The sequence below is a fragment of the Pseudomonas sp. AC172 genome (assembly GCF_979258595.1).
This window is the reverse complement of record NZ_OZ409868.1, coordinates 1,540,986-1,562,308: the sequence shown is the minus strand read 5'-3', so window position 1 is coordinate 1,562,308 and position 21,323 is coordinate 1,540,986. Positions and strand designations below refer to the sequence as shown.

The 21,323-nt window shown below is 59.2% G+C and carries 10 protein-coding genes; 7 read left to right on the top strand and 3 right to left on the bottom strand.

What is annotated here, in order from left to right:
• Positions 1-272: 272 nt before the first annotated feature.
• Positions 273-1,667, bottom strand: a complete 1,395-nt coding sequence (locus tag ACZ0A4_RS07125) for a hypothetical protein (protein WP_463573783.1) — start codon at positions 1,665-1,667, stop codon at positions 273-275.
• Between the two features lie 285 nt (positions 1,668-1,952).
• On the opposite strand from ACZ0A4_RS07125, the gene ACZ0A4_RS07120 reads away from it, so the two are divergent.
• The 7 genes from ACZ0A4_RS07120 to ACZ0A4_RS07090 all read left to right on the top strand — a co-directional run bounded on the left by ACZ0A4_RS07120 (position 1,953) and on the right by ACZ0A4_RS07090 (position 9,440).
• Positions 1,953-2,306: a hypothetical protein gene (locus ACZ0A4_RS07120; protein WP_064392953.1), complete on the top strand. Its 354-nt coding sequence runs from the start codon at positions 1,953-1,955 to the stop codon at positions 2,304-2,306.
• A 291-nt stretch (positions 2,307-2,597) separates the two neighbouring features.
• The gene (locus tag ACZ0A4_RS07115; RefSeq protein WP_007913915.1) at positions 2,598-3,557 is read left to right on the top strand and encodes an AAA family ATPase; all 960 of its coding nucleotides are present in this window, start codon (positions 2,598-2,600) and stop codon (positions 3,555-3,557) included.
• A 5-nt stretch (positions 3,558-3,562) separates the two neighbouring features.
• On the top strand, positions 3,563-4,507 hold the full coding sequence (locus ACZ0A4_RS07110; protein ID WP_103305775.1) for a DUF58 domain-containing protein: 945 nt from the start codon (positions 3,563-3,565) through the stop codon (positions 4,505-4,507).
• Positions 4,504-5,001, top strand: a complete 498-nt coding sequence (locus ACZ0A4_RS07105) for a DUF4381 domain-containing protein (protein WP_064119837.1) — start codon at positions 4,504-4,506, stop codon at positions 4,999-5,001. The genes ACZ0A4_RS07110 and ACZ0A4_RS07105 overlap by 4 nt, the downstream gene beginning before the upstream one ends.
• Positions 4,994-6,073: a vWA domain-containing protein gene (locus ACZ0A4_RS07100; protein WP_007950106.1), complete on the top strand. Its 1,080-nt coding sequence runs from the start codon at positions 4,994-4,996 to the stop codon at positions 6,071-6,073. Before ACZ0A4_RS07105 ends, ACZ0A4_RS07100 begins: the two co-directional genes overlap by 8 nt.
• A complete protein-coding gene (locus ACZ0A4_RS07095; RefSeq protein WP_463573780.1) occupies positions 6,070-7,806 on the top strand; it encodes a vWA domain-containing protein in 1,737 nt (578 codons plus the stop codon). The genes ACZ0A4_RS07100 and ACZ0A4_RS07095 overlap by 4 nt, the downstream gene beginning before the upstream one ends.
• Positions 7,803-9,440 (top strand): BatD family protein, encoded by a 1,638-nt coding sequence (locus ACZ0A4_RS07090; RefSeq protein ID WP_463573778.1) that lies wholly within the window; start codon positions 7,803-7,805, stop codon positions 9,438-9,440. The genes ACZ0A4_RS07095 and ACZ0A4_RS07090 overlap by 4 nt, the downstream gene beginning before the upstream one ends.
• Before the next feature lie 499 nt (positions 9,441-9,939).
• On the opposite strand, the gene ACZ0A4_RS07085 is transcribed toward ACZ0A4_RS07090, so the two are convergent.
• A complete protein-coding gene (locus ACZ0A4_RS07085; protein WP_141128592.1) occupies positions 9,940-10,332 on the bottom strand; it encodes a hypothetical protein in 393 nt (130 codons plus the stop codon).
• A gap of 2 nt (positions 10,333-10,334) precedes the next feature.
• Positions 10,335-20,981 (bottom strand): hemagglutinin repeat-containing protein, encoded by a 10,647-nt coding sequence (locus ACZ0A4_RS07080; RefSeq protein ID WP_463573776.1) that lies wholly within the window; start codon positions 20,979-20,981, stop codon positions 10,335-10,337.
• Between the last annotated feature and the right edge of the window lie 342 nt (positions 20,982-21,323).

Below are 21,323 nucleotides of genomic sequence, written 5' to 3'. Positions count from 1 at the left end.
GGGTGCTCATCCGTTGCGCAGCTTAAAGGGTGCGACAATGTGTCTGCTTGCGGTGCTGCGACATATTCGGTCATTGGCACGTAAACCAAGGCTTTGGCAACGATAAACACTAGCACTCGTGGCGCAAAACGCCGGGTTGCATGCCCGTATTTACGGGACATCCGTCCCAGATGCAGACCTTTTGCCCTTACATATCCAGAAACGAAAACGCCCAAGGCCGTTCTATCGACCTTGAGCGTGGCATCGGGTTCAGCGCCAACGGTTGACGCGGATCAGTCGGGCAACTCTTCATAAGCGCGAAATTTGCTCACGGTGGCGCAGTCGTAACACTGCATTTGCAGGGTCAACTTATCCATGCTGGCGTCAATATTGCTGGAGTCGCACTCTCGACAGAACAGTTGCGGATGGTCGAATTGCGGCGCGGCGATCGGCGAACCCGTGAGAAACCGAGGCACAAACTCGTCTCGCCAGAACAGCCCCGGCGACTTGGAAAAACCGGCACCACTGTTCTTGAGCACGACGTCGTAAAGCAGACGGGTCATGGCCGGCTGCGGCACGCGCGAATCGCGGTAGCTGTCCTTGCGCCAGTTCTCCGCCAAGGCGAGTTGTGCGGTGCTTTGCATGTTGCGCGGAATCGTGTTGGAGGCGTGGGTGCGGCCCTTGGAGTTACCGGTAGCATAGAAGTGCGCGGCACTTTTCACCGCCACTCTGGCGAAGTAGTAGATCTGGCTGACCGAGAAGTTCTGCAGCAAAGTGCCGATCACCGAGTCGGCGCGGGCTTCGGCGGTGAACGCCATACCGACCTGATTGGCCAGCAAGTGAACGTATTGAATCGATTCCTCCCGCGCGAGCCTGAAGATCAATGCGTACAACTCACGTTTCCATCCTGGCAGCACAGGCCCGGACAACTCTTCGTACAGCGCCAGGTAGAGCGTATCGCGCGTGCAGCGCACGCCTTCGTCCAGCGCGACGTTGGCTCGCCAGTAAATGGTCGAATAAGTGCTGATGCTGAAATCGTCGGCCCGATTGAACGCTCGAATGTCCGATGTCGTATCGACCTGCAAGGCGCCCGCCTCGTTCAGGCCTTTCACCAGCTCTTCACTGAAAGTGTCAGTGGACGTGAGCTTTTCTCCTCTGAGTTCAGCATCAAGCGCGGCAATGCGTTCTCCTGCGCCTTGGCCGCCGTCATCCAGTAACGCCAGCAGAGCAAGTTTTTGCTGGAATCCAAGACTGGTGAAGGGCACCGGTGGGCTTGGCGTGCCGTAGCGCATGGCTAAATCGCTGCGGTCACGTTCGGCCTGATCGGCGATTTGCTGTTTGCGCAGCCGGACACAGGCATCACAACCACACACGTTGCGTCGCGAGCCAAAACCGGCGGTGAAGTATTGATGCTCGCAATTCACACATTTGTAAGCGCTGCGCAGGGAAACCGGGGTGCCGCGCGCAGGCCGGCGCATCCACATCGGCAAATCGCAATATGGGCATCTCAGGTCGGCGCTGACAATCGGTGGCAGCACTTTCAGCACACTGCGCACTGTGTCCGCGAGCTTGTACTCGGCGATCAAGTCAGCGGTTTTTTCGCCATTGAGGTAGCGCTGGTAAAGCGCTTCAACCTGTTCATCGGACAGATGCCGGATTTCTTGTGCCCATTCGAAATACTGCTTCATCAAAAGAGATCCTTTTTATCATGTCGTCCATCGCACTCCCTTGCGCTTGAGCAGCAAAATCTGCCGGCAAAAAGCTGCCAAAACAAGCGAAAACACGTCTAACTCGCGCCATCCATCGCCTTTTCCAGAACCCTACGAGGCCGCCGGACAATTCGTACCCGCCGTGAGGAAATGTCCTTAAGAGCACGCCTTGGCTCAATGATGTGCAGCAGAATTTTCTTCAGGCTGGCAAAATCGCCTTTTTTGCGTCCCGCCTGCCGCGCCCGCTCAACCAGGAATCCCCTCATGCAAATGACCACCGCCCTACTGATCGTCAACCCATGCGATGACGAAGAAGACAACATGGCCATGCTCTGCTGCCACAGCGACAAGGGCGACATGTTCCTGATGAGCCGCTACCCGGACGAGGATGAGCTGGAGATTACGCTGGATGGCGAGCCGTCGACCCTCGATGGCGTGAAAGTCACGCTGACTTCGACTTTGCTGAAGATCGAGATCGCGGCGGCGGATGCCGATGCGTTGAATGGGGATGATGTGCTGGAGATCAGCTTTAACCCGGATATGGTGGATATGGATGAGGTTGTCGAGACCTTGACGAACATCCTTGACGGGACTGGAACCTTCATCAACGAGATTTGATGGCGTCCGTTCTGGCCCCATCGCTGGCAAGCCAGCTCCCACAGGTATCGGCGGTGTGCATGCGATTTGTGCAACACATCAATCACTGTGGGAGCTGGCTTGCCAGCGATGAGGCCAGAACTGCCACCTCAATACTCCCTGGCTACAAAAATCCAACAAATCCCCCAGTCATTTCCCGCACTTTGCGCAAAATGCCGTTAGTCGCCACCCCCCGCGATGGATTAAAGTAACGCCCCCAGCCCCGACGTTATCCGAACGCCTGTGGCCACCCCTTTCCAGGAACAGTCACCGATGGAACATCGTGAAGCGCTGCTCGCGCTGCGAACCTTTCTTTCAACGCAGATTCTCGGCCAGGAAAAACTCATCGAGCGTTTGCTCATCGCCCTGCTCGCCGACGGCCACATGCTGGTCGAGGGCGCTCCGGGTCTGGCCAAGACCAAAGCGATCAAAGAACTCGCCGAGGGCATCGAAGCCCAGTTCCATCGCATCCAGTTCACCCCCGACCTGCTGCCGGCCGACATCACCGGCACCGAGATCTATCGCCCGGAAACCGGCAGTTTCGTGTTCCAGCAAGGGCCGATCTTCCACAACCTGGTGCTGGCGGACGAAATCAACCGCGCCCCGGCCAAGGTGCAATCGGCGCTGCTCGAAGCCATGGCCGAACGTCAGGTCAGTGTCGGGCGCAGCACCTATGAGCTGTCGCCGCTGTTTCTGGTGATGGCCACGCAGAACCCGATCGAGCAGGAAGGCACTTACCCGCTGCCGGAAGCGCAGCTCGACCGTTTCCTGATGCACGTGAAAATCGGTTTCCCGGACGCCGCTGTCGAACGCCGAATCCTCCAGCAGGCCCGTGGCGAAGCGTTGAACGGCGAAACCAAACCCGAGCGCCGCGTCAGCCAGCAGGCAATCTTCGCCGCACGCAAGGAAATCCTCGGTCTGTACATGGCCGACGCCGTGGAGGAATACCTCGTGCAACTGGTCATGGCCACGCGCAACCCGGCCAAGTTCGACCCGGAAATGGCCGAGTGGATCGCCTACGGCGCCAGCCCGCGCGGTTCGATTGCCCTCGACCGTTGCGCCCGCGCCCACGCCTGGCTGGCCGGTCGTGATTTCGTCAGCCCGGAAGACATTCAAGCGGTGCTGTTCGATGTGTTGCGTCACCGCATCATTCTGTCGTTTGAAGCCGAAGCCGCCGGCATCGATCAGGATCGGGTGGTGCAGCGGATTCTCGACGTCGTAGCCGTCGCTTGACCCCCATGAACGCCCCCCTGCCGTCCGAACCGGGCATCCGCGTCAGCCTCGCCGAGCTGATCGAGATGCGCCACCGCGTGCGTGAAGTGCAGCTGTTTTCCACGCCGAGCCAGCGCAGCCCGCTGATCGGCCTGCATCACTCGAAATTCCGTGGCCGTGGCGTCGACTTCGATCAAGTGCGGGTTTATCAGGCCGGCGACGATGTGCGCACCATCGACTGGCGTGTGACCGCACGTACGCAAGAGCCGCACACCAAGCTGTTCCATGAAGAACGTGAGCGGCCGATTTTCATCATGGTCGAGCAAAGCACGCGGCTGTTCTTCGGTTCGGGGCTGATGTTCAAATCGGTGCTGGCGGCGCAAGCGGCGGCGTTGATCGGTTGGGCCGCGCTCGGTCACAACGACCGGGTTGGCGGCCTGGTGTTCGGCGACAACGAGCACTACGAAATCAAGCCACGGCGCAGCAAACAGAGCCTGCTGCAATTGCTCAATCGTCTGGTCAAGGTCAATCAGTCGCTGCACAGCGAGCGTGAGCCGGATCGCGATGCGTTTGGCGTGGCCTTGCGCCGTGCCCGCGAGGTACTGCGCCCGGGGAGTCTGGTGATTGTCATCTGCGATGAGCGCGCACTGTCCGACAGCGCCGAGCAGCAACTGAGTCTGCTGTCACGCCATTGCGATCTGCTGATGCTGCCGCTGTCCGATCCCCTTGATCACGCACTGCCCGCCGCCGGCCTTCTACGGTTCGCCGAACGTGGCGCGCAGCTTGAACTCGACACGCTCAACTTCGATCTGCGCCAGACCTATCGCGCCCAGGCCGAAGCACGCATCGCGCGCTGGGAATTGCTTGCGCAGAAGCTGCGGGTATTGCTGATGCCGCTGAGTACGCAAAGTGAAATGGTCGAGCAGATGCGCGAGTTCCTCAATCCGCAGCGTCCGGGGAAAGGTCGATGAACGGCCTCGAACAACTGCAACCGCTGATCTCGCCGCCACCGATTGCCTTCTGGCCACCGGCGCCGGGCTGGTGGCTGTTGCTGTTGTTATTGCCTCTGCTAGGTTTCGCGGCGTGGAAGCTGCGCCGCTTCATTCCCATGAAGAAACGCCCGATCGTGCGCGCCGAACAGCCGCTCGACCCGGTGCGCATCGCCGCCCTCGCTGAACTCGCACAAATGCCCAAACCCTACGACGGCGCGCCGGCCGGCGCCTGGCTGCAGCAACTCAACGGCCTGCTCAAACGCCTGTGCCGCAACCACTATCCCTACAGCCAGAGCCACACCCTCAACGGGCGTAAATGGCTGGCCTTTCTCGATAATCGTTGCCCGGCGGCGGGCCTGACGCGCTGGATGGTGCTGGTTGAAGGCGCCTACAAACCGGAATGCAAACTCGACGACAAAGCCATCGCCGGCCTGACCCAAGCGGTCGACACGTGGATTCGCAAACATGTTTGAATTCGCCTGGCCGTGGATCTTCGTGCTGGTGCCACTGCCGTGGCTGATGCGTCTGGTCTTGCCGGTGGCGGACAGCGGCGAACCCGCGTTGAAAGTCAGCTTTCTCGCCGATCTGGAAGGCCTCGCCCGCCGTCGCGCCCGCGCCAACCTGCCCGCCTGGCGTCAACAAGCGCCGTTCATGCTCTTGTGGCTGTTGCTGCTGACCGCCGCCGCGCGCCCGCAATGGCTCGGCGAACCACTGCCGATTGCCGCCAGTGGGCGTGATCTGCTGGTCGCGGTAGACGTGTCCGGCTCGATGGATTTCCCTGATATGCAATGGCAGGACGAAGAGGTCAGTCGTCTCACCTTGGTTCAGCATCTGCTCGGTGATTTCCTCGAAAGCCGCGATGGCGACCGTGTCGGCCTGATCCTGTTTGGCAGTCAGGCCTATCTGCAAGCGCCGCTGACCTTTGATCGCCACACCGTGCGCGTCTGGCTCGACGAAGCGCGCATCGGCATTGCCGGCAAGAACACCGCGATTGGCGATGCCATCGGTCTGGCGCTAAAACGCCTGCGCATGCGCCCGGCGCAAAGTCGTGTGCTGATTCTGGTCACCGACGGTGCCAACAACGGCGGCGAAATCGATCCGCTGACAGCGGCAAAACTGGCCGCCAGCGAAGGCGTAAAAATCTATCCGATCGGGATTGGCGCCAATCCCGAGGACAGCGGCTCAACCGGCCTGCTCGGCGTCAATCCGAGCCTGGACCTCGACGAGCCAGCGCTCAAAGCCATCGCCGAAGTCACTGGTGGGCAATATTTCCGTGCTCACGACGGCAAAGAACTGCAAGCGATCAAAGACACACTCGACCAGCTCGAGCCGGTCACCCAGCAACCGACTCAGGCGCGCCCGGCACAGGCTTTGTATCACTGGCCTTTGGCGCTGGCGCTGTGGTTGAGTCTGTTGCTGGTCGCCCGTGAATTGTGGCCGGACAACCCGCTGCAACGGCTGTTCACCAAGGAGCTGTATCTGCAAAGTCCGCTGCCTGACTGGCGCGAGCGTCTCAAGCGCCTGCGTCTGCGGAGGCGCCGATGATTGCGCTCTGGCCGCACTGGTTCCGTCCGTGGTGGTTGCTGTTGCTGCCGCTGCTGGGCTGGCTGATCTGGCAACTCTGGCACCGGCAGAAACGCGCCGGGCGCTGGCAGATGATTCTGCCGCCGGCGTTTCATGCCACCCTGCTCAGCGGCGGCAATGGTCGCGACAGCAAACTGCCATGGATCGCCCTCGGTGTTGCGTGGTTGCTAACGATTCTGGCGCTGCTCGGGCCGAGTTGGGAGCGCGTCGAACAGACCAGCCAGAAACCCGCTGATCCCTTGGTGGTGGTGCTGGAACTGACCCCGGAAATGCTCGCCACCGATTCGCCGCCGACGCGACTGGAACAGGCGCGGCGCAAGCTGTTCGACCTGCTGCAGGCGCGCAGCGATGCGCAGACCGCCATCGTCGTTTACGCCGGCAGCGCCCACACGCTGGTGCCGCTGTCGGATGATCTAGCGACCAGTCGCAATTTGCTTGATGCGCTCAAGCCTTCGTTAATGCCAGAAAGCGGTCATCGCGCCGATCTGGCCGTGAGTAAAGCGCTGGCCCTGCTGAAACAGGGTGCGCTCGGTCAGGGGCGGATTCTGCTGATCGGCTCGTCGCTTGATGAAGAAGAACGCCAAGGCATTCGCCGCGCCCTCAACGGGCAATCGACGCAACTGTTGATGCTCGGCATCGGCACCGCTGAAGGCGCACCAATCGCTCAGGAGGACGGCAGTTTCCTCAAGGACGAACAAGGCGCGATTCGCGTGCCGCAACTCGACAGTCCGGGCCTCGCGGCTTTCCTCAACAGCGTCGCTGGCGAATACCACCCTGCCCGTCTCGACGAGGCTGATCTCGGCGCGCTCGGCCTGCTCAACGGTCCACGCAGCCTGCGCGACGACGGCCAGACCGTACGCCTCGATACCTGGGCCGATCAGGGTTACTGGCTGCTGTTGCCGCTGTTGTTGCTCGCTGCCTGCGCCGGGCGCCGCGGCTGGTTGTTCTGCCTGCCGTTGCTGTTTTGCCTGCCACAGCCGAGCTACGCTTTTGACTTTGAGGATTTGTGGCTGCGCCCCGATCAACAGGGCCTGCACCTGCTCAAACAGAAGCGCCCGGCCGAGGCCGCGCAGCATTTCGAAGATCACCAGTGGCAAGGGGTGGCGTTGTACGAGGCCGGCGACTACAGTGGCGCCGCTCAGCGTTTCGCCGAGGGCAGCGATGCCCGCGCCCACTACAATCGTGGCAACGCGCTGGCGAAAAGCGGTGAGCTGGAAGCGGCAATCGATGCCTATGAGCAGGCGCTGGAACAGCAACCGGATTTACGTCCGGCGCAGACCAACAAAACGCTGGTGGAAAATCTGCTCAAGCAGAAAACCACGCCGCCGCCCGCCGAACCGGAAAACAAACCGGCCGAACAGAGTCTGCCCGGCGACGAACCACCGCCCGCGACCACACCGCCACCGGCGGTAAAAAGTGAAACCCAGAGCGACGCGCAACCGACCGAATCGGCCAGCGAACCGCCACCGACCACGCCGCCGCAGCCGGGCCCCAATGAAGTGCCGGGCAGCGACGAGGAAGAACAGACGGACACCGTGCCGACCCTGCGCCCGAGTGAAGACAACCTCCAAGGCGAGCAACGTCAGGCACTGGAGCAATGGCTGGGCAAGATCCCGGATAACCCGGGCGAACTGCTGCGACGCAAATTCTGGTACGAACAGCAACAACATCAGGATCAGGAAAACACTCGATGACCCGCTTCACCGCTCTCTTGCTGCCCCTGCTGCTCTGCACGGCCCCCGCCCAGGCGGCCGAGTTGACGGCCAGCGTGGATCGCAGTCGCCTGAACTCCGGCGAGACGGTCGAACTCACCCTCGAAACCAGCGACGTCACCCAGTTCGGCAAACCCGACCTTACCGCACTGGAAGCGTTGTTCGAAGTGCGCGGCACGCGGCAGGTCAACCAGCTCAACACCCTCAATGGCGACAACCGCGCGACCACGCGCTGGATCATCACCCTGCTGCCGAAAGAGAACGGCAGCGTGGTGATCCCGCCGCTGCAACTGGGCGACGCGCAGAGCCAGCCGATCACCGTGCAAGTGGTCGAAAGCGACACCCGCGAAAACAAGAACAGCCTTGATCCGGTGTTCATCGAGGCCAGCCTCGACCAGTCGAGCGTCTACGTGCAGGCGCAGGTGATCCTGACGTTGCGCATCTACCATTCGGTGTCACTGTACGACGACAGCAGCCTGACGCCCCTGCAAATTGCCGATGCGCGCATCGAGCAGCTCGGCGACACGCGCACCTACGAAAAGGACCTCAACGGTGTGCGCCATGGCGTGATCGAAATGCGCTACGCAATCTACCCGCAGCACAGCGGTTTGCTGACCATTACGCCGCAGACCTTCAGCGCAACACTGGTCGATACGCAGCCGTCTCAGGACGCCAATGCGCAGGGGCCGAAACCGGGCAAACTGATGCGCGTGAGTTCCTCCGAAATCCCGCTGACGGTCAAACCCAAACCCCTGACCTACCCGATCGACGCGCCCTGGCTGCCCGCGCGCAGCCTGAGCCTGAGCGAAAGCTGGAACCCGGAACCGGAACACAGTCAGGTCGGCGACTCCCTGACCCGCAGCCTGACGCTTAAAGTCGAAGGCCTGGCCGCCTCGCAACTGCCGGCGCTGCCCGCTACCGACGTCAACGGCCTGCGCCGCTACCCCGATCAACCGGTGCTGAGCAACCAGAGCACTGACCGGGGCATTGTCGGCAGCCGCGAAGAGCGCGAAGCCTTGGTGCCGAGTCGCAGCGGCGCCATCGAATTGCCGACCGTGGACGTGGTCTGGTGGAACACCTTCGAAGATCACCTTGAACACAGCAGCCTGCCGGCACGCACGCTGCAAGTGGCCAACAACCCCAGCCTGCAAGTCGACACCCCGACCGGCAACCTGCAGCCGAGCATCGTCGATAACGATGTGTTGTGGTGGTGGAAACTCAGCACCCTGATCCTCGCCTGCACCACCCTCCTCGGCTTCGGCCTGTGGTGGCGCGCACGCTGGCAACCGGCGGTGCATCGCGCAGCACAAACCGGGCCGAGCCCGCGCACGTTGATGGATGACATCAAGCGGGCGAGTCAGGCGAATGATCCGCAGGCCACGCGGCAGGCACTGGATGCGTGGGCGCGGCAGCAGCCGGAGACGCTGGCGGACATGGCGGCGCGGTTTGTGCCGTTGTCGGATGCGCTGGATGGGTTGAATGGTGCGCTGTACAGCGAGACGGGGCAGCATTGGCAGGGTGAGGATTTGTGGCGGGCGATACGGACTATTCCGGCGGCGGAACGGGTGCAGGATCCGGTGGGTGACAGTGGGTTGCCGCCGCTTTATCCGAAGTAAAAGCAAAAGATCGCAGCCTTCGGCAACTCCAAGGGGTATGTGTAGGAGCTGCCGAAGGCTGCGATCTTTTGCTTTAGGCAAAAAAGGCTGGGACCATTGGCGGCACGCAAGTTGATGTACAACGTACTGACTAACACTTGCTCGTCATCAGCAATGTCCGGAACGTAGAAGCTAATGCCAAATTCTTCAACGTCAAATCGTCATCGTCAATCACCGACTCCTGAAACAGCCCCATTTATCACGAAAACTCGACACTTCGAAACTTTAGTCGAATTTCGTTTCTGGAGAACACGAGACAAAACACGCTTTATTCAAAAGTGATCCACCTCATTATCCGCCCACCAGAACCGACATCACTAACTGCGTGGAACCACTGCCCTATTTCTGGCAAAGTATGCTTCAGGTACATGAGCGCTCTCGAAACTCAGGCTTGGAAAACCGAAATGAACCCCTAGAGACGGATCTGTTTTGCCAGGTGTTTTTTCTGTTTCCTGGTTTCCTAAAAATAGTCCAACCAGTCATCAGAATTAACAGAACGCCCCTTTTCAAGAAACGTCTTATATTGCTCCCTGTATTTATCTAAAGAGTCATTTGCAACGTTTATGGACAAAAACCCGCGCCCTCTCTCTTCAACAGACAGAGTTACTGGATCTATTCTTATCGGAGAGCTGCCCACCACGACCCCCGATAATTTTGACTTATGGAATATAAAGCTCTTCCCCCCAGCAAGCGGGAGAATCAGCTCTGCAACAGCAAATATTATCTCCGGCTTTGAAATCTCATACCGGTCACCTTCCTCATAATTTTCCGAGTAGTTCTCCGGAATAAGGAACAACCTATAATCTATAATTACCAACCACCCTTGCAAGTCAACAAAATCACCAATATTCATTATCATTTCCCAATCACAATAGCGTTAACACCACCTGTCATGGCACCTTCCAAAATCCTTTGAAGAACACCGCGAGGCCCAGCAACTGAATCGCGCGTCATATAATAACTAACACCTTCTACAGTTTTAACACCATCAACAATAAGGAAGTGCCTTTGCGCACCAGCAGGAACTTGTATGATGACACTCAAACCTTCCTGCAACGCCTTATTAAGCTGCTCTGGAAACATTGACAAATTGACTGTATTTTTAACCCCCGCATTGGATATTACATCCGCCAGCTCCAAGGTATTAACACCAGACTCCCTTATACCATTTACGAAACTACCAATAGCGCTTTCCAGACTAACTGACTTCCCTGTTTTATCAGTTATTACCATTGCGGCGCAAGCCGGCCCACATACCGGGGCCTGGCCTTGGAAAATCTGTGTCCCTGGTGGCGCATATGGAATAGTTGCATCTGGAGTACCAGCGCCCCCGCCTCCCCCTGCACCATCATGAGTGCCATCCGGCACAGTCTTCTTCTTCGAATTCTTAACCCAATCCTTGACGGTACCGATATCAAACGATGACCCTATTTTTTTGATGGCTCTAACTGAAAGATCAAACCCCATCCTGGACAGGACAGCCGCGCTCTTCGCTGCACTCGTACCACCGCCTGCCACAGTGCTGACCACCAGTGCAACAGCCTGCCCCATCTGTCTGCCGAGATTAAAGGCGTTGGCATCACCGCCTTCCTCAAGCGCCTTGTTCATTTCTTTGAGCTGCGCAGAGAACGACTTCGACAGTTCATCGCCGAGGATGGATATCCCCTCGGTTGAAGACGCGAATTCGATCATGGCATCCACGCCTTCCTTTGGATGTCGCATGAACTGTGCAGCACCATCCAGTGCATCGCGCCCAGCTCCCGCCATGCCATCCTTGAAGCCGTCAACAATTCCGACCCCTGTCAACCCGTCCTGACGTAACGAAATGAGCTCCCAGTTCATCGAGATCATCATTTTCTTGTACAGGTCAGTCTCGGCAGCAAGCTCCTTATCCCGCTGGACTTCCTGCTGGGTGGCCAACCAATTGTTATCGACGTTGGCAATCGCGGCGTTGGTCGCCGTTGCCGCGCCGTTCGGATTGGTCATCGCGGCAATACCCGCGACCAATGCCGTCAAAAGGTTGCGCTTGTTTTCTCTATCCGTCGCTGTTTCATCAGGGTCGGGGTCGGCAAACAATGCCGTCAATACACTGGACGCCGCCCCACCGAGCGCGCCCGCCGAGCAACTCTGGTTGCTGGCAGCAGCACCGGCACATCCTAGAATTGCGTGCAGACCCGCGTGAACCGGACTGCCTTCTTTCAAGCCCTTCAAGACCAGTTTGCCGATGTAAGCCGAGCCTTGCTGCTGAACGTAATTGACCACCATGTTCTGCGCGAACTGGGCGCTGCTGCCCGTTACGCCGCCGCTCACGCCAGCGACCAGTGCGGTCGCGATCTGGCGATAGGTGCCTTCAGGCCCCCAGTTTTCACCAATGTCCTTTATCTCTTGCTTAAGCTCCTGGTACCTGACTTTGTGAGCATCCTGCTGCTCCTTGGTCAATCGTGGGTCGTGCGCGGCCAGTAGCTCGTTATCAGCCTGTTTCTTTTTGTCGTCAGCCTCTTTCGCCCGGTTCTCAATAAACTGCGAAACGTTCTGAACGAACTTGCCGACGATTTCAAAATTCACACCGATTTCTTGCGCATCGAAAATCGGCTTGAGCTTGTTGCTGCCATCACGATCGCTGGACACATCGGTGTTGATTGCCGCGATGGTTTGCTCAACGGTTTTCCCGGTCAGCTCTTGCTGCTTGGCCTCGTTGGTAATAGTGACGGCAGCCCCACTGATACCGCTGTAGGTTGTGCTGCTGGAGCTGCCACTGGCAAACAGGACGATCGGCGTTGAAGCGTTCGCCCCTTCTTTGACCGAGTTGACAGGCCCGCCCCGAGTGTTCGAGTTCGCACCGTTCGAAGTGCCACCCTTGCCAGCGTCGAAGCCATAACCACCACTCAGATTGATACTGCTGGCGTCGTACTCAGCCTTGTTTTTCACATCCGACGTGGTGAGTGTGCCGGTGCTCAAGGTGTTCTTGCCGTCAGCCACGGCCTTGTCAGTGCTGGCAATGACAGCACCGACCAGATCGGTATTGCCCGCCACTTCAACCTGGAAGCCGCCATTGCCCGCTTTGATGCCCGACTGCTCGGAGACACTGGCGTATTCGCTGTTCATGTTCTGCTGGGAAACACCACCGCTGACACTGCTGTTGCCGACACAGAATGGCGGTACGCAGACGCTGACGCCGACGTTGGCGCTCGACTGTTTCGAGGTGTAGGTGCTGGTGTCCTGCAGGCTCTCGATGTTGAGGTCGCCGCCGACCTTGACCTTGACCGTTTCACCGCTGGCGGTCGCGCCTTTGATGTTGGTGTCACCACCGCTTTTCAGGCTTAGCGTGCCACCGGACTTGACCGAGGTGTTGGTGTGCGTGACGTCATCACCATCGCTATTGCCGCGACCTTTGTTGGCTGCCAGATCGAGGGTGAAACCGTTCTGTTCACCAAAGCCGAAGCCGACCCCGACACTCCAGCCGCTGTTGCTGTTGCTGCTTTCCTGATGCGCTGTGTTTTGCGCCGACAGCAGATTGATCGCTCCAGTGGCATCAAGCGAAACATTACCGCCGCCTTCGATACGACTGCCGACCACATTGATGTTGCTGTCCGCCCCCGCACCTTTGGCGACGATATTGATGTTGCCGCCCGCCATCACGCCGCTGCCGACGACGTTACTGCCGCTCTGGCTGCTGTTCATCTGGCTTTGGCTGTTGCTCAGATTGACGCTGACTTTCACCCCACCCAGAGGGTTTTGCATCATCGACTGGCCGGCGTCCAGTGCCTGGTCGGCACTCATTGCCGCGTTGACGGCAGCCAGTGCAAGCATCCGGCCATCAGTCGTCTTCTCGGCCGCTTCACCCATTTGCTGGATGCCACGCAAGGCATCAAGCAACGGAATGCTCACCGTGCCACCCACCGCCGTACGGTTGGTGCTGGCGGTTTTGGTGGCGCTGAGGGTGTCGTAACCTTCACCGATATCAACGTGCCTGGCCGCAATATCGATGTCGCCGACCGGCGCCACCAACTGGCTGGCGGTCTGGGTGTAATGATCCCCGGCAGTCAACGAAATGTTGCCGCCCAACGAAGCGATCTGGCTACCCGACTGGCGTGTGACGGTGCTTTGCTCACCTTCCTTGGTTTTGACGATCCCCGTCGCGCCCTGCCACCAGGTACCGATTTCACCGACCTTTTTGCTGCCGGACGACGATCCGGCAGTGGACGTACTTTCAGCGCTGATGACCTCCAGATTGCGCCCGGCATTGATCGTGATGTTCTTGTCGGCCACCAGAGTGCTGCCTTCAATGACGGTGTCCTGGCCACTCTTGATTTGCAGGCTACCGGCGCTGATGTCGCTGCCGATGCTTTGTGTGGAGCTTTGCTGGCCGCTCTGCGACTTCTGCGTGTTCGACAAGTAACCCGTCAGATTCGCCCCGGTCTTGCTTGAGCTTTGCGACTGGCTGGAGGTCTGCGTTTCCTGGGCTGCACCGATGAATACGTTATTGGCCGCCGTCAGCTTGATTTCATCCTCGGCACGCAAGGACGCCGCGCTCAGCGTGATGTCGTTGTCGGACTTGAGCTCCATGCTCTTGGCCACCCACTCGGTACTGTTCAGGTGGGTCTGGGTGACTTCAGCGCTGCTCGATTTGCTCGACGACCAGCCTTTCTTCGACGAGGCGCTGGATTGACTGGCGTAGTCCTCGGCCGCCATCAGGTTGATGTCGCGGCCGGCAGTTGCCAGCAACGAACCGTCAGATTTGACCTTGGCGCCTTCGGCATTAATGTCCTGCCCGGCCGACATCACCAGTTTGCTACCGGCCTCAATGCTCGAGCTGACTGACGCGATGCTTTCGCTTTCGGTCATGGTCGATTTTTTCTTGCCGAAGTCACCTTTTTTGGTCTTGGTATAGAACGAGTGATCGATGTTATCGGCCGTCACCAGATTCAGGTCATCACCGGCATAGATGTAAGCTTCACCCGCCGATTTGACGTGGCTGGCGACCAGATTCAGGTCCTTGTCGGCATTGAGGGTCAGGTTGCCTCCAGACTTGATGACGCTCGACTGCTGACTGACATGATCCTCTTCGGCGCGGAACTTCTTGTTCCAGCCGCTGGCATGGGTTTCGTTGGCCGCGGAAGAGATCGTCAGATCACGTTTGGCATTGAGATCGACATCGCCTTTGGCCTCGACCTGACTCGCAACAACGTTGATGTCGCGCTGCGCCGTGACCTTCAATGCGCCGCCGGCATTCACCTCAGATCCATACTGTGTCACCGAGGTATTGATGTGATTGGCGTCGTTGTAAGCCGATTTCTGCTCGGCTGAATCGATCAGCACATCGCGTTTGGCGGTCAACGTGATATCGCCGCCGCTTTTCAGTACGCTGCCGGTGTTGTCGATGTCGCGTCCGGCGTTGATGACCAAAGCATTAGCGGCTTCGATGCGTGAAGCGCTGTCGACGAAATCTGCACGTTCCTCATGACGCGCACCGCTGCTGGTGTGGGTCGTCACGGTGCGCTCGTTGATGACGTCCCCGTTTTTGCTTTCCAGCGTGACATCACGACCGGAAATGATCCCGCCGGCCTTGTTCGTCAGGTCATTGGTAGCGGTCAGTTTCAACAGGTTGCCTGCCTCGACCAGACCACTGCTGACCAGATCCTTTTTCGCCGTGGCATCGAGGTTCTGGCTTGCGCGCAACGTCCCGGAGTTCTCCAGGTTTTCCCCGGCGATCAACGTAACGTCATTGCCCTGGATCAGGGAACCATTGGCGGCGAGGCGATTGTTGGCGTTGGCCAGGTACAGCACCGGTACCAGCACTTTTTCGCCATTCACTACGCGCTCTTCGAGCCAGACGATGTCATGGGTCAGTGCAGCGACTTGTTGCGCCGTCAGGTTGACGCCGACGCTGAGATTCAGCGCAGTTTTGCTGGCGATGGCGTTGTCCATCAGGCGTTTGTAGACGGCTTCGTCGGAGGTCTGCCCGTCAATGAAACGCTGGCCCGTACGCGCAACGACGGCTTGTTGGACCAGTTTTTGTTCGAACAGGCCATCGCCCAGACGCTTGGCGCTCTGGTCAGGGTCGTAACCGAGGTTCTGCAGCAAATAGTCCGAACTCATGAATTGCTTGAGGTCGGTGAGCACAGGGTTGGTTTCGATCAGGTATTTGTGCGGCTGGGATTTTCCGGCATTGCTGGGCAAGCCCTGAACACGATTGATGGTCAGCGCAGTGGACGTTGCCCCGGCGGTGACTTTACCGCCGCTGAGGGTCCAGCTTTGCGGACCGGTTGCAACCGGATCGCTGCTGCCCACGCCACTCAGACGGAACAACCCATTCTGGCCGGTGGGCAGGCTGAAGCCTGGCAAATCGATCGGGTCTACCTGTTGTTGTGCCAGATCCGGCGGCAGCTGCGGATTGATCCGCACTTGTGTTGAATAACCACTGCCAACGCCGGTATTGGTGGTGGTCTTACCGCCGGTAACATAAGCGTAGTAAGGGCGTACGACGCTGTTATCGATTTTGTTCGTCGCATCGAGGGTGATGTTGCCACCCGCCTGGATAATGGCGTCCAGCGACTGCCCGTTGGTGACCGTGGTCACGGGCTGAAATTTCTCCCCCATCAACCCCAGGAAGTTACTCAAATCCTGTTCATAGGTGGCCGACGGTGTCGGGTTATTGGCTCGGAATATCGCGGCCAGTCTGATCGCCGAAGCGGTCTGGTCGACCCAACTGACGAACTTGCGGGTCGTCTTGATTTCCTGTTCCTGGACCCCCTGATTGGTGATCGACGACGCCGTGATCCTGATGTCACCGGAAGCCGTGATCAAGCTGCTGGTGTTGTTCACCTGACCGCCATTGATCGTCAGGCCGGCGCCGCTGTTGATCGATGCGGCTTCAGAGTGCTCACCGACTTTCAGGCGATCGACTTCATCGACGATCCACAGGCCGTTTCTGCGGCCGCCACTACGAAAATCACAGCCAGGTCCAGCAATCAGCGCGCAAGACAATTCGGTAATGGTTGCCCCGCTCTTCTCATGATCGGAATACTTCAGGACGTCCATCACATTGTTGACTGTGGCAGCGGCCAACGTCATTTCGCCGGAGCTTTCAATCGAGCCGGAACGGTTGTCCAGCAGATCGGCCAACGTCTTGTTTTTGTCCCTGGCGATCAACAGGCTGCCGAGGCTGTAGACCTGGCCATAACTGTTGGTGAAGGTGGGCGTCAGCAGTTGCATGGCTTCGCCGCTGAAGATCAATCCACGCTCGTTGCGAAGCGCACCCGCCGTCAATGTCAGGTTCTTCGCAGCCCCCAGGGTGCCGCTGTTGGCGATGTTGCCGGCCGCCAGCGTCATATCACCAGCCGAGGTCAGGCGACCGCCATTGCTGAGCAGTCCACCGACGTTGATCGTGGTATTGCCACCACCACCGACACTGGATGCAGTGCCCAGAATAAGCTGCGCGGCACTCAGACCGAGGTCACCGAGACTGCTGACCCGACCAGCGCCAGAGTAGGTGCCGCCCAGCGTGAGATCGAGGCTGCCATCACTGGCAATCAACCCGTCATTGTTCCAGTTGCCGCCATTGCCGGTCAGCTTGTTCACCGCCAGCAGTTGCCCGCTCGCTGTTTGATTCAGACTGTTGATATTGACCGTCAGGCGATCCGCCTGAATCAGGCTGCTGTTGGTCCAGCTATCCGCCGCCAAGGTGAGCCCGCCACGGGTAACGAAGCTGCCGCCCGCGCTGCCGAGTTGCCCGGTGGCAATATCGAAAATCCCGCTGCCGACATGCAGAATGTTGCCGCCAGCATTGAGCAAGGCACCCGCGCCAAGGATGAAATCGCTGTTGGCACTTTCGACGGTGCCGCTCCGGTTATCGAATGCGCCACCCATGCTGAACGCGGTTTTACCAGTGCTGCCCAATGCACGCAGTTGCCCGGTCTGGTTGTCGACGCTGCCAGCGGTGACGCCCAGCGTGCTGGCGCTTTCGATAATGCCTTTGCGGTTATTGAGAAGGCCGCGCAGGCTGAGGTCGACCTGTTTGCCACCGACGAGGCTGTCGGCGCTGCCATTGTTGTAGAAGTCGTTACCGGTAACGCTGACACGCTCCAGCGCAATGAGGCTGCCATTGCGGTTATCGACGTTGCCGGACGGACCGCTATCGATGATCGCATCGCCGTTCTGCGCGGTGATGCGGCCACCGTCGTTATAGAGGCCGGCCAAGGCTTTGAGGGTCAGGCCTTGCGCTTGAATCACCCCGCCCTGCCCGTTGCGCAGTACCCCGGAGACTTGCGCGCTGAAGGTTTTTTTCAGGCTGGACAGCACACCGCCACGACTGTCGAGGCTGGCCGCCGTGATAGCGAGAACGCCAGACTTGGCGACCACACGACCGCCCCGGTTATCAATGGCGCCGCCAACGCTGGCCGTCAGCGCACCCTCGCTTTGCAGCGAGCCTTGTTGGTTGTCGAGGCTGGCGGCCGTCAACGTCAGATCAGCGGTATCGCTGTAGATCAGGCCGTCATTGCCGTTTTGCACAGCGCCATTGGCGGTCAGCGTCAACGTGTCATTGGCGGCGACACGACCACCGTTGCGGTTGTCGAGACCAACGGTGGACAAGGTCAGCAGCGCTTGACTGAGCAGTTTGCCGCCCTGGTTGTTGATCTGCGCAGCGCGTTCGATAACCAGCGGGCCGGCGCTAACCAACTGGCCTCGGGTGTTGGTCAGCGTGCCGAGCAGGTTGAGGGTGATGGCTGCATCGGCCGCCAGCACGCCTTCGCTGTTGTCCAGATCCGTCCCGGTGAAGCGAATGTCCTGTTTTGCATTGACGGTAGCGTTGGTGTTGTTCAGGGAACCGGCCTGGATATCCAGACTGACACCACTGTCGATCAAACCACCCTGCGCGTTGTTCAGGCTGCCAGCGATGACCAGCGTCTGGCCACCTTCGCTGGAGAGCACGCCTTTGTCAGAGTTATCGAGACTGGCCGCCGTGACGTTCAAGGTGCCTTTGCTGACCAGCGCACCGGTGTTGCTGTTCTGGATGTCACCGGTGAGATCCACCAGCAGGTCGCCGTCGCGGCTCGACAAAGTACCGTGGTTACGGTTGTCGAGGCTGCCACCGCGCAAGCTGAGGTGCTGCCAGCCGGAGATCAGACCGTTGAGGTTGCGGGTACTGGTCGCCGTCAGATCCAGTCCCTCACGACTGAAGAGCTTGCCGTCGCTGTTGTCCAGATTGCGCGCTGTGAGCGCATAGCTCAGGTTGCTGGAGAGTTCACCATTCTGGTTGTTAAGATCGCGCAGGTTATCGAGGGTCAACAAGCCTTTGGTGGTGATCAGACCTTTGGCGTTATTGAGGTCGCCAAGTGCACTGCCAAAGTCTATGGCAATGGCGCTGCCGAGCAGCGAGCCGCCGTTCTGGTTATTCAGATTGGCGGCGCCGATGTCGAGTTTGCCGGTCGCATTGATCAGGCCGGCGTCCTGATTGTCGAGTTGCCCGTCAACGCCCAGCCGCAGATTGGTCTGGCTGGTAAGCGTGCCGCCATTGTTGTTCAGGCTGCCGGCCCTGGCATCGATGCTGGCGGCGGCAATCGTGCCTTTGAGGTTGACCAAAGCCTGCTGCACGCGCAGGGTCAGCACCTGATTGCTCAGCAGTTTTCCGTTGCTGTTGTCCAGGCTGGTGGCAGCGAATGTAAACGCCTGGGCGCTGGAAATTTCGCCTTCGCGGTTGTCGACCTTTTGCAGTTTTTTCAGCACCAGCAGTGGAGCGTTGATCAATCCACTCTGGTTGTTCAGCGCGCCGTGATTCAGATCCAGAGACAGCGAAGTGTCGCTGGTAAGTTCGCCGCCATTGTTTTGATCGAGGCGCGTGACACTGGCCGTCAACGCCTTGTTGCTGGCGATCCGGCCCTTGTTACTGTTGTCGACGTTGCCGGCCTTGAGCGTAAGGCTGCCGGGCGAGGTCAGTTTGCCGCCCTGATTGTTCACCGCGCCTGTGGCATCGATGTTCAGGGAAGTGCCGGCGTTCACCAGCCCTGCGACGTTGTCCAGCGACGCCATACGCAGGGTGACATCGGCCAGGCCCGACAGCTCGCCACTGTTGTTGTTCATCTGACCGACAGTCGCTTTGAGCGATCCACTGGCGTTGATCAATCCCTTGTTGTTGAGCACTTGGCTTGCGTTCAGATCGAGCGTGCCGCTGCTCAGCACCCGGCCATTGTTGCGGTTATCCAGCGTCGCCGTGGTGACGCGCGTTGCCTGCCCGCTCAGCGTGCCGCCCTGATTGCTCAGGGATTGCGCCGCGGTGACTGTCAGGTTGCGGCTGGCGATGACGCTTTTGCCGGTGTTGCCGACACTTTGCGCATTGATGCTCACATCGCCTGCGTTGTTGCGACTGTTATCGACATTGACCCCGGCTTCGATGATGCCGGCGTTGATCAACTCGCCGCCGGCACTGAGGCTGATGCCATCGCGAGCTGCCAAGGTCTGGCGGTTTGCAAGATTGCCCTGGGTCTGCACGTTCAGTTCGGTGCCAGCGTAGACAGGGCCTTGTGCATCGAGGCTGGCGGCTTTGACGTTGATCGCGTTGGCCGCCGAAGCTTGCGCCATCGTCAGTTGGCCTTTGGCGTCGATCTGGATATCACCGCCACTGGCGGCCAGATTGCCCGCCAGTTTCACCCCGACCCCGGCCTCGGTGCCGACCAGTTTGATCGCGCCAGCGTACATACCACCAAGCGCCGAAGAGTCGATGGCCAGTTGCGGTTTGCCGCTGCCGTCATCGGCGCGTGCAGTGGCGTTCAAAGTCTGTGCATTGACGTCGTTGCGCCCGGCGACAATCGTCAGGTTCTGCGCCTGAATCTCGGCGTTGATCTTTGCGCTGCGGGTGATGATTTCAAAGCGGTCAACGTTGGTGGCGTTAAGGCCCGCGCCCTCGATGGCCACCGAACCCTGATCAACCTGAAAACGGTCCAGCCGACCGTTGTCGAGCACCGGTTTGCCGGTGGTCAAGGTCACCCGTGGCGAGTTGATAAAACCGCAACCGTTGCAGGTGATGCCATACGGGTTGGCGACAATCACCCGCGCCGACTGCCCCGCCACTTCGGTGTAACCGCGCAACTGGCTCGGGTTGCCGCTGATGACTTCGTTGAGAATCGCCTGTGCCGAACCGCTGTTTTTCAGGTTCGGGTTGTCGATGATGTGCCCGCCCAGCTGGGTCAGATTATTCTGCGTCGAGCCGTTGTTGAGGATCAGCCCCTGCGCACCGACGTTGTAGTCGTGGAACTGGTTGTGCGACAGACCGCTGGCATTGGGCGTGGCGATATTGATGATCGGCACGCCATTGCCGGCGCGATCCAGCGAGGTATTGGGGGTGGCCACGACAATGCCGTCGGCCTGCGCCCACATCGGTTGCCAGAACATGACGTTCGCCAAGAGAAACGCCAGCCCGCGCTTGGGCATGCCGAGGAAAGACTCGCGTTTTTTTACGGCAGCAGAAGGCTGATGCGCGAGGAAGGCGTACTGGCGAACGTCCATGTTGAAGATCTCTTTGCAACGGGCAGTAATAGTTGGATTGACGGCAGGCGCACTACTTGCTGACAGGCACGCACTCGGGTGGCGGTCAGTGCAATGATGAGAAGAAAGGGAAATGACGTAATGACAGTCGATCACGGACCAGACTGTGGAAGGTCCGATCGCACCTTTACAGTTGCGCACTAGTATCAAAATAGTGGCGCGATATTAGATGGCCACTATTTTGGCGTCAATTATTAGATGCGCCGAACCGTGGATTCGATCAGCGCAATCAGGCAAACCGTACCTGTGCGAATAGTCCTTGGCCTGCACAACAAGCCCCCCCGCCGCAATAATCTGTAAACT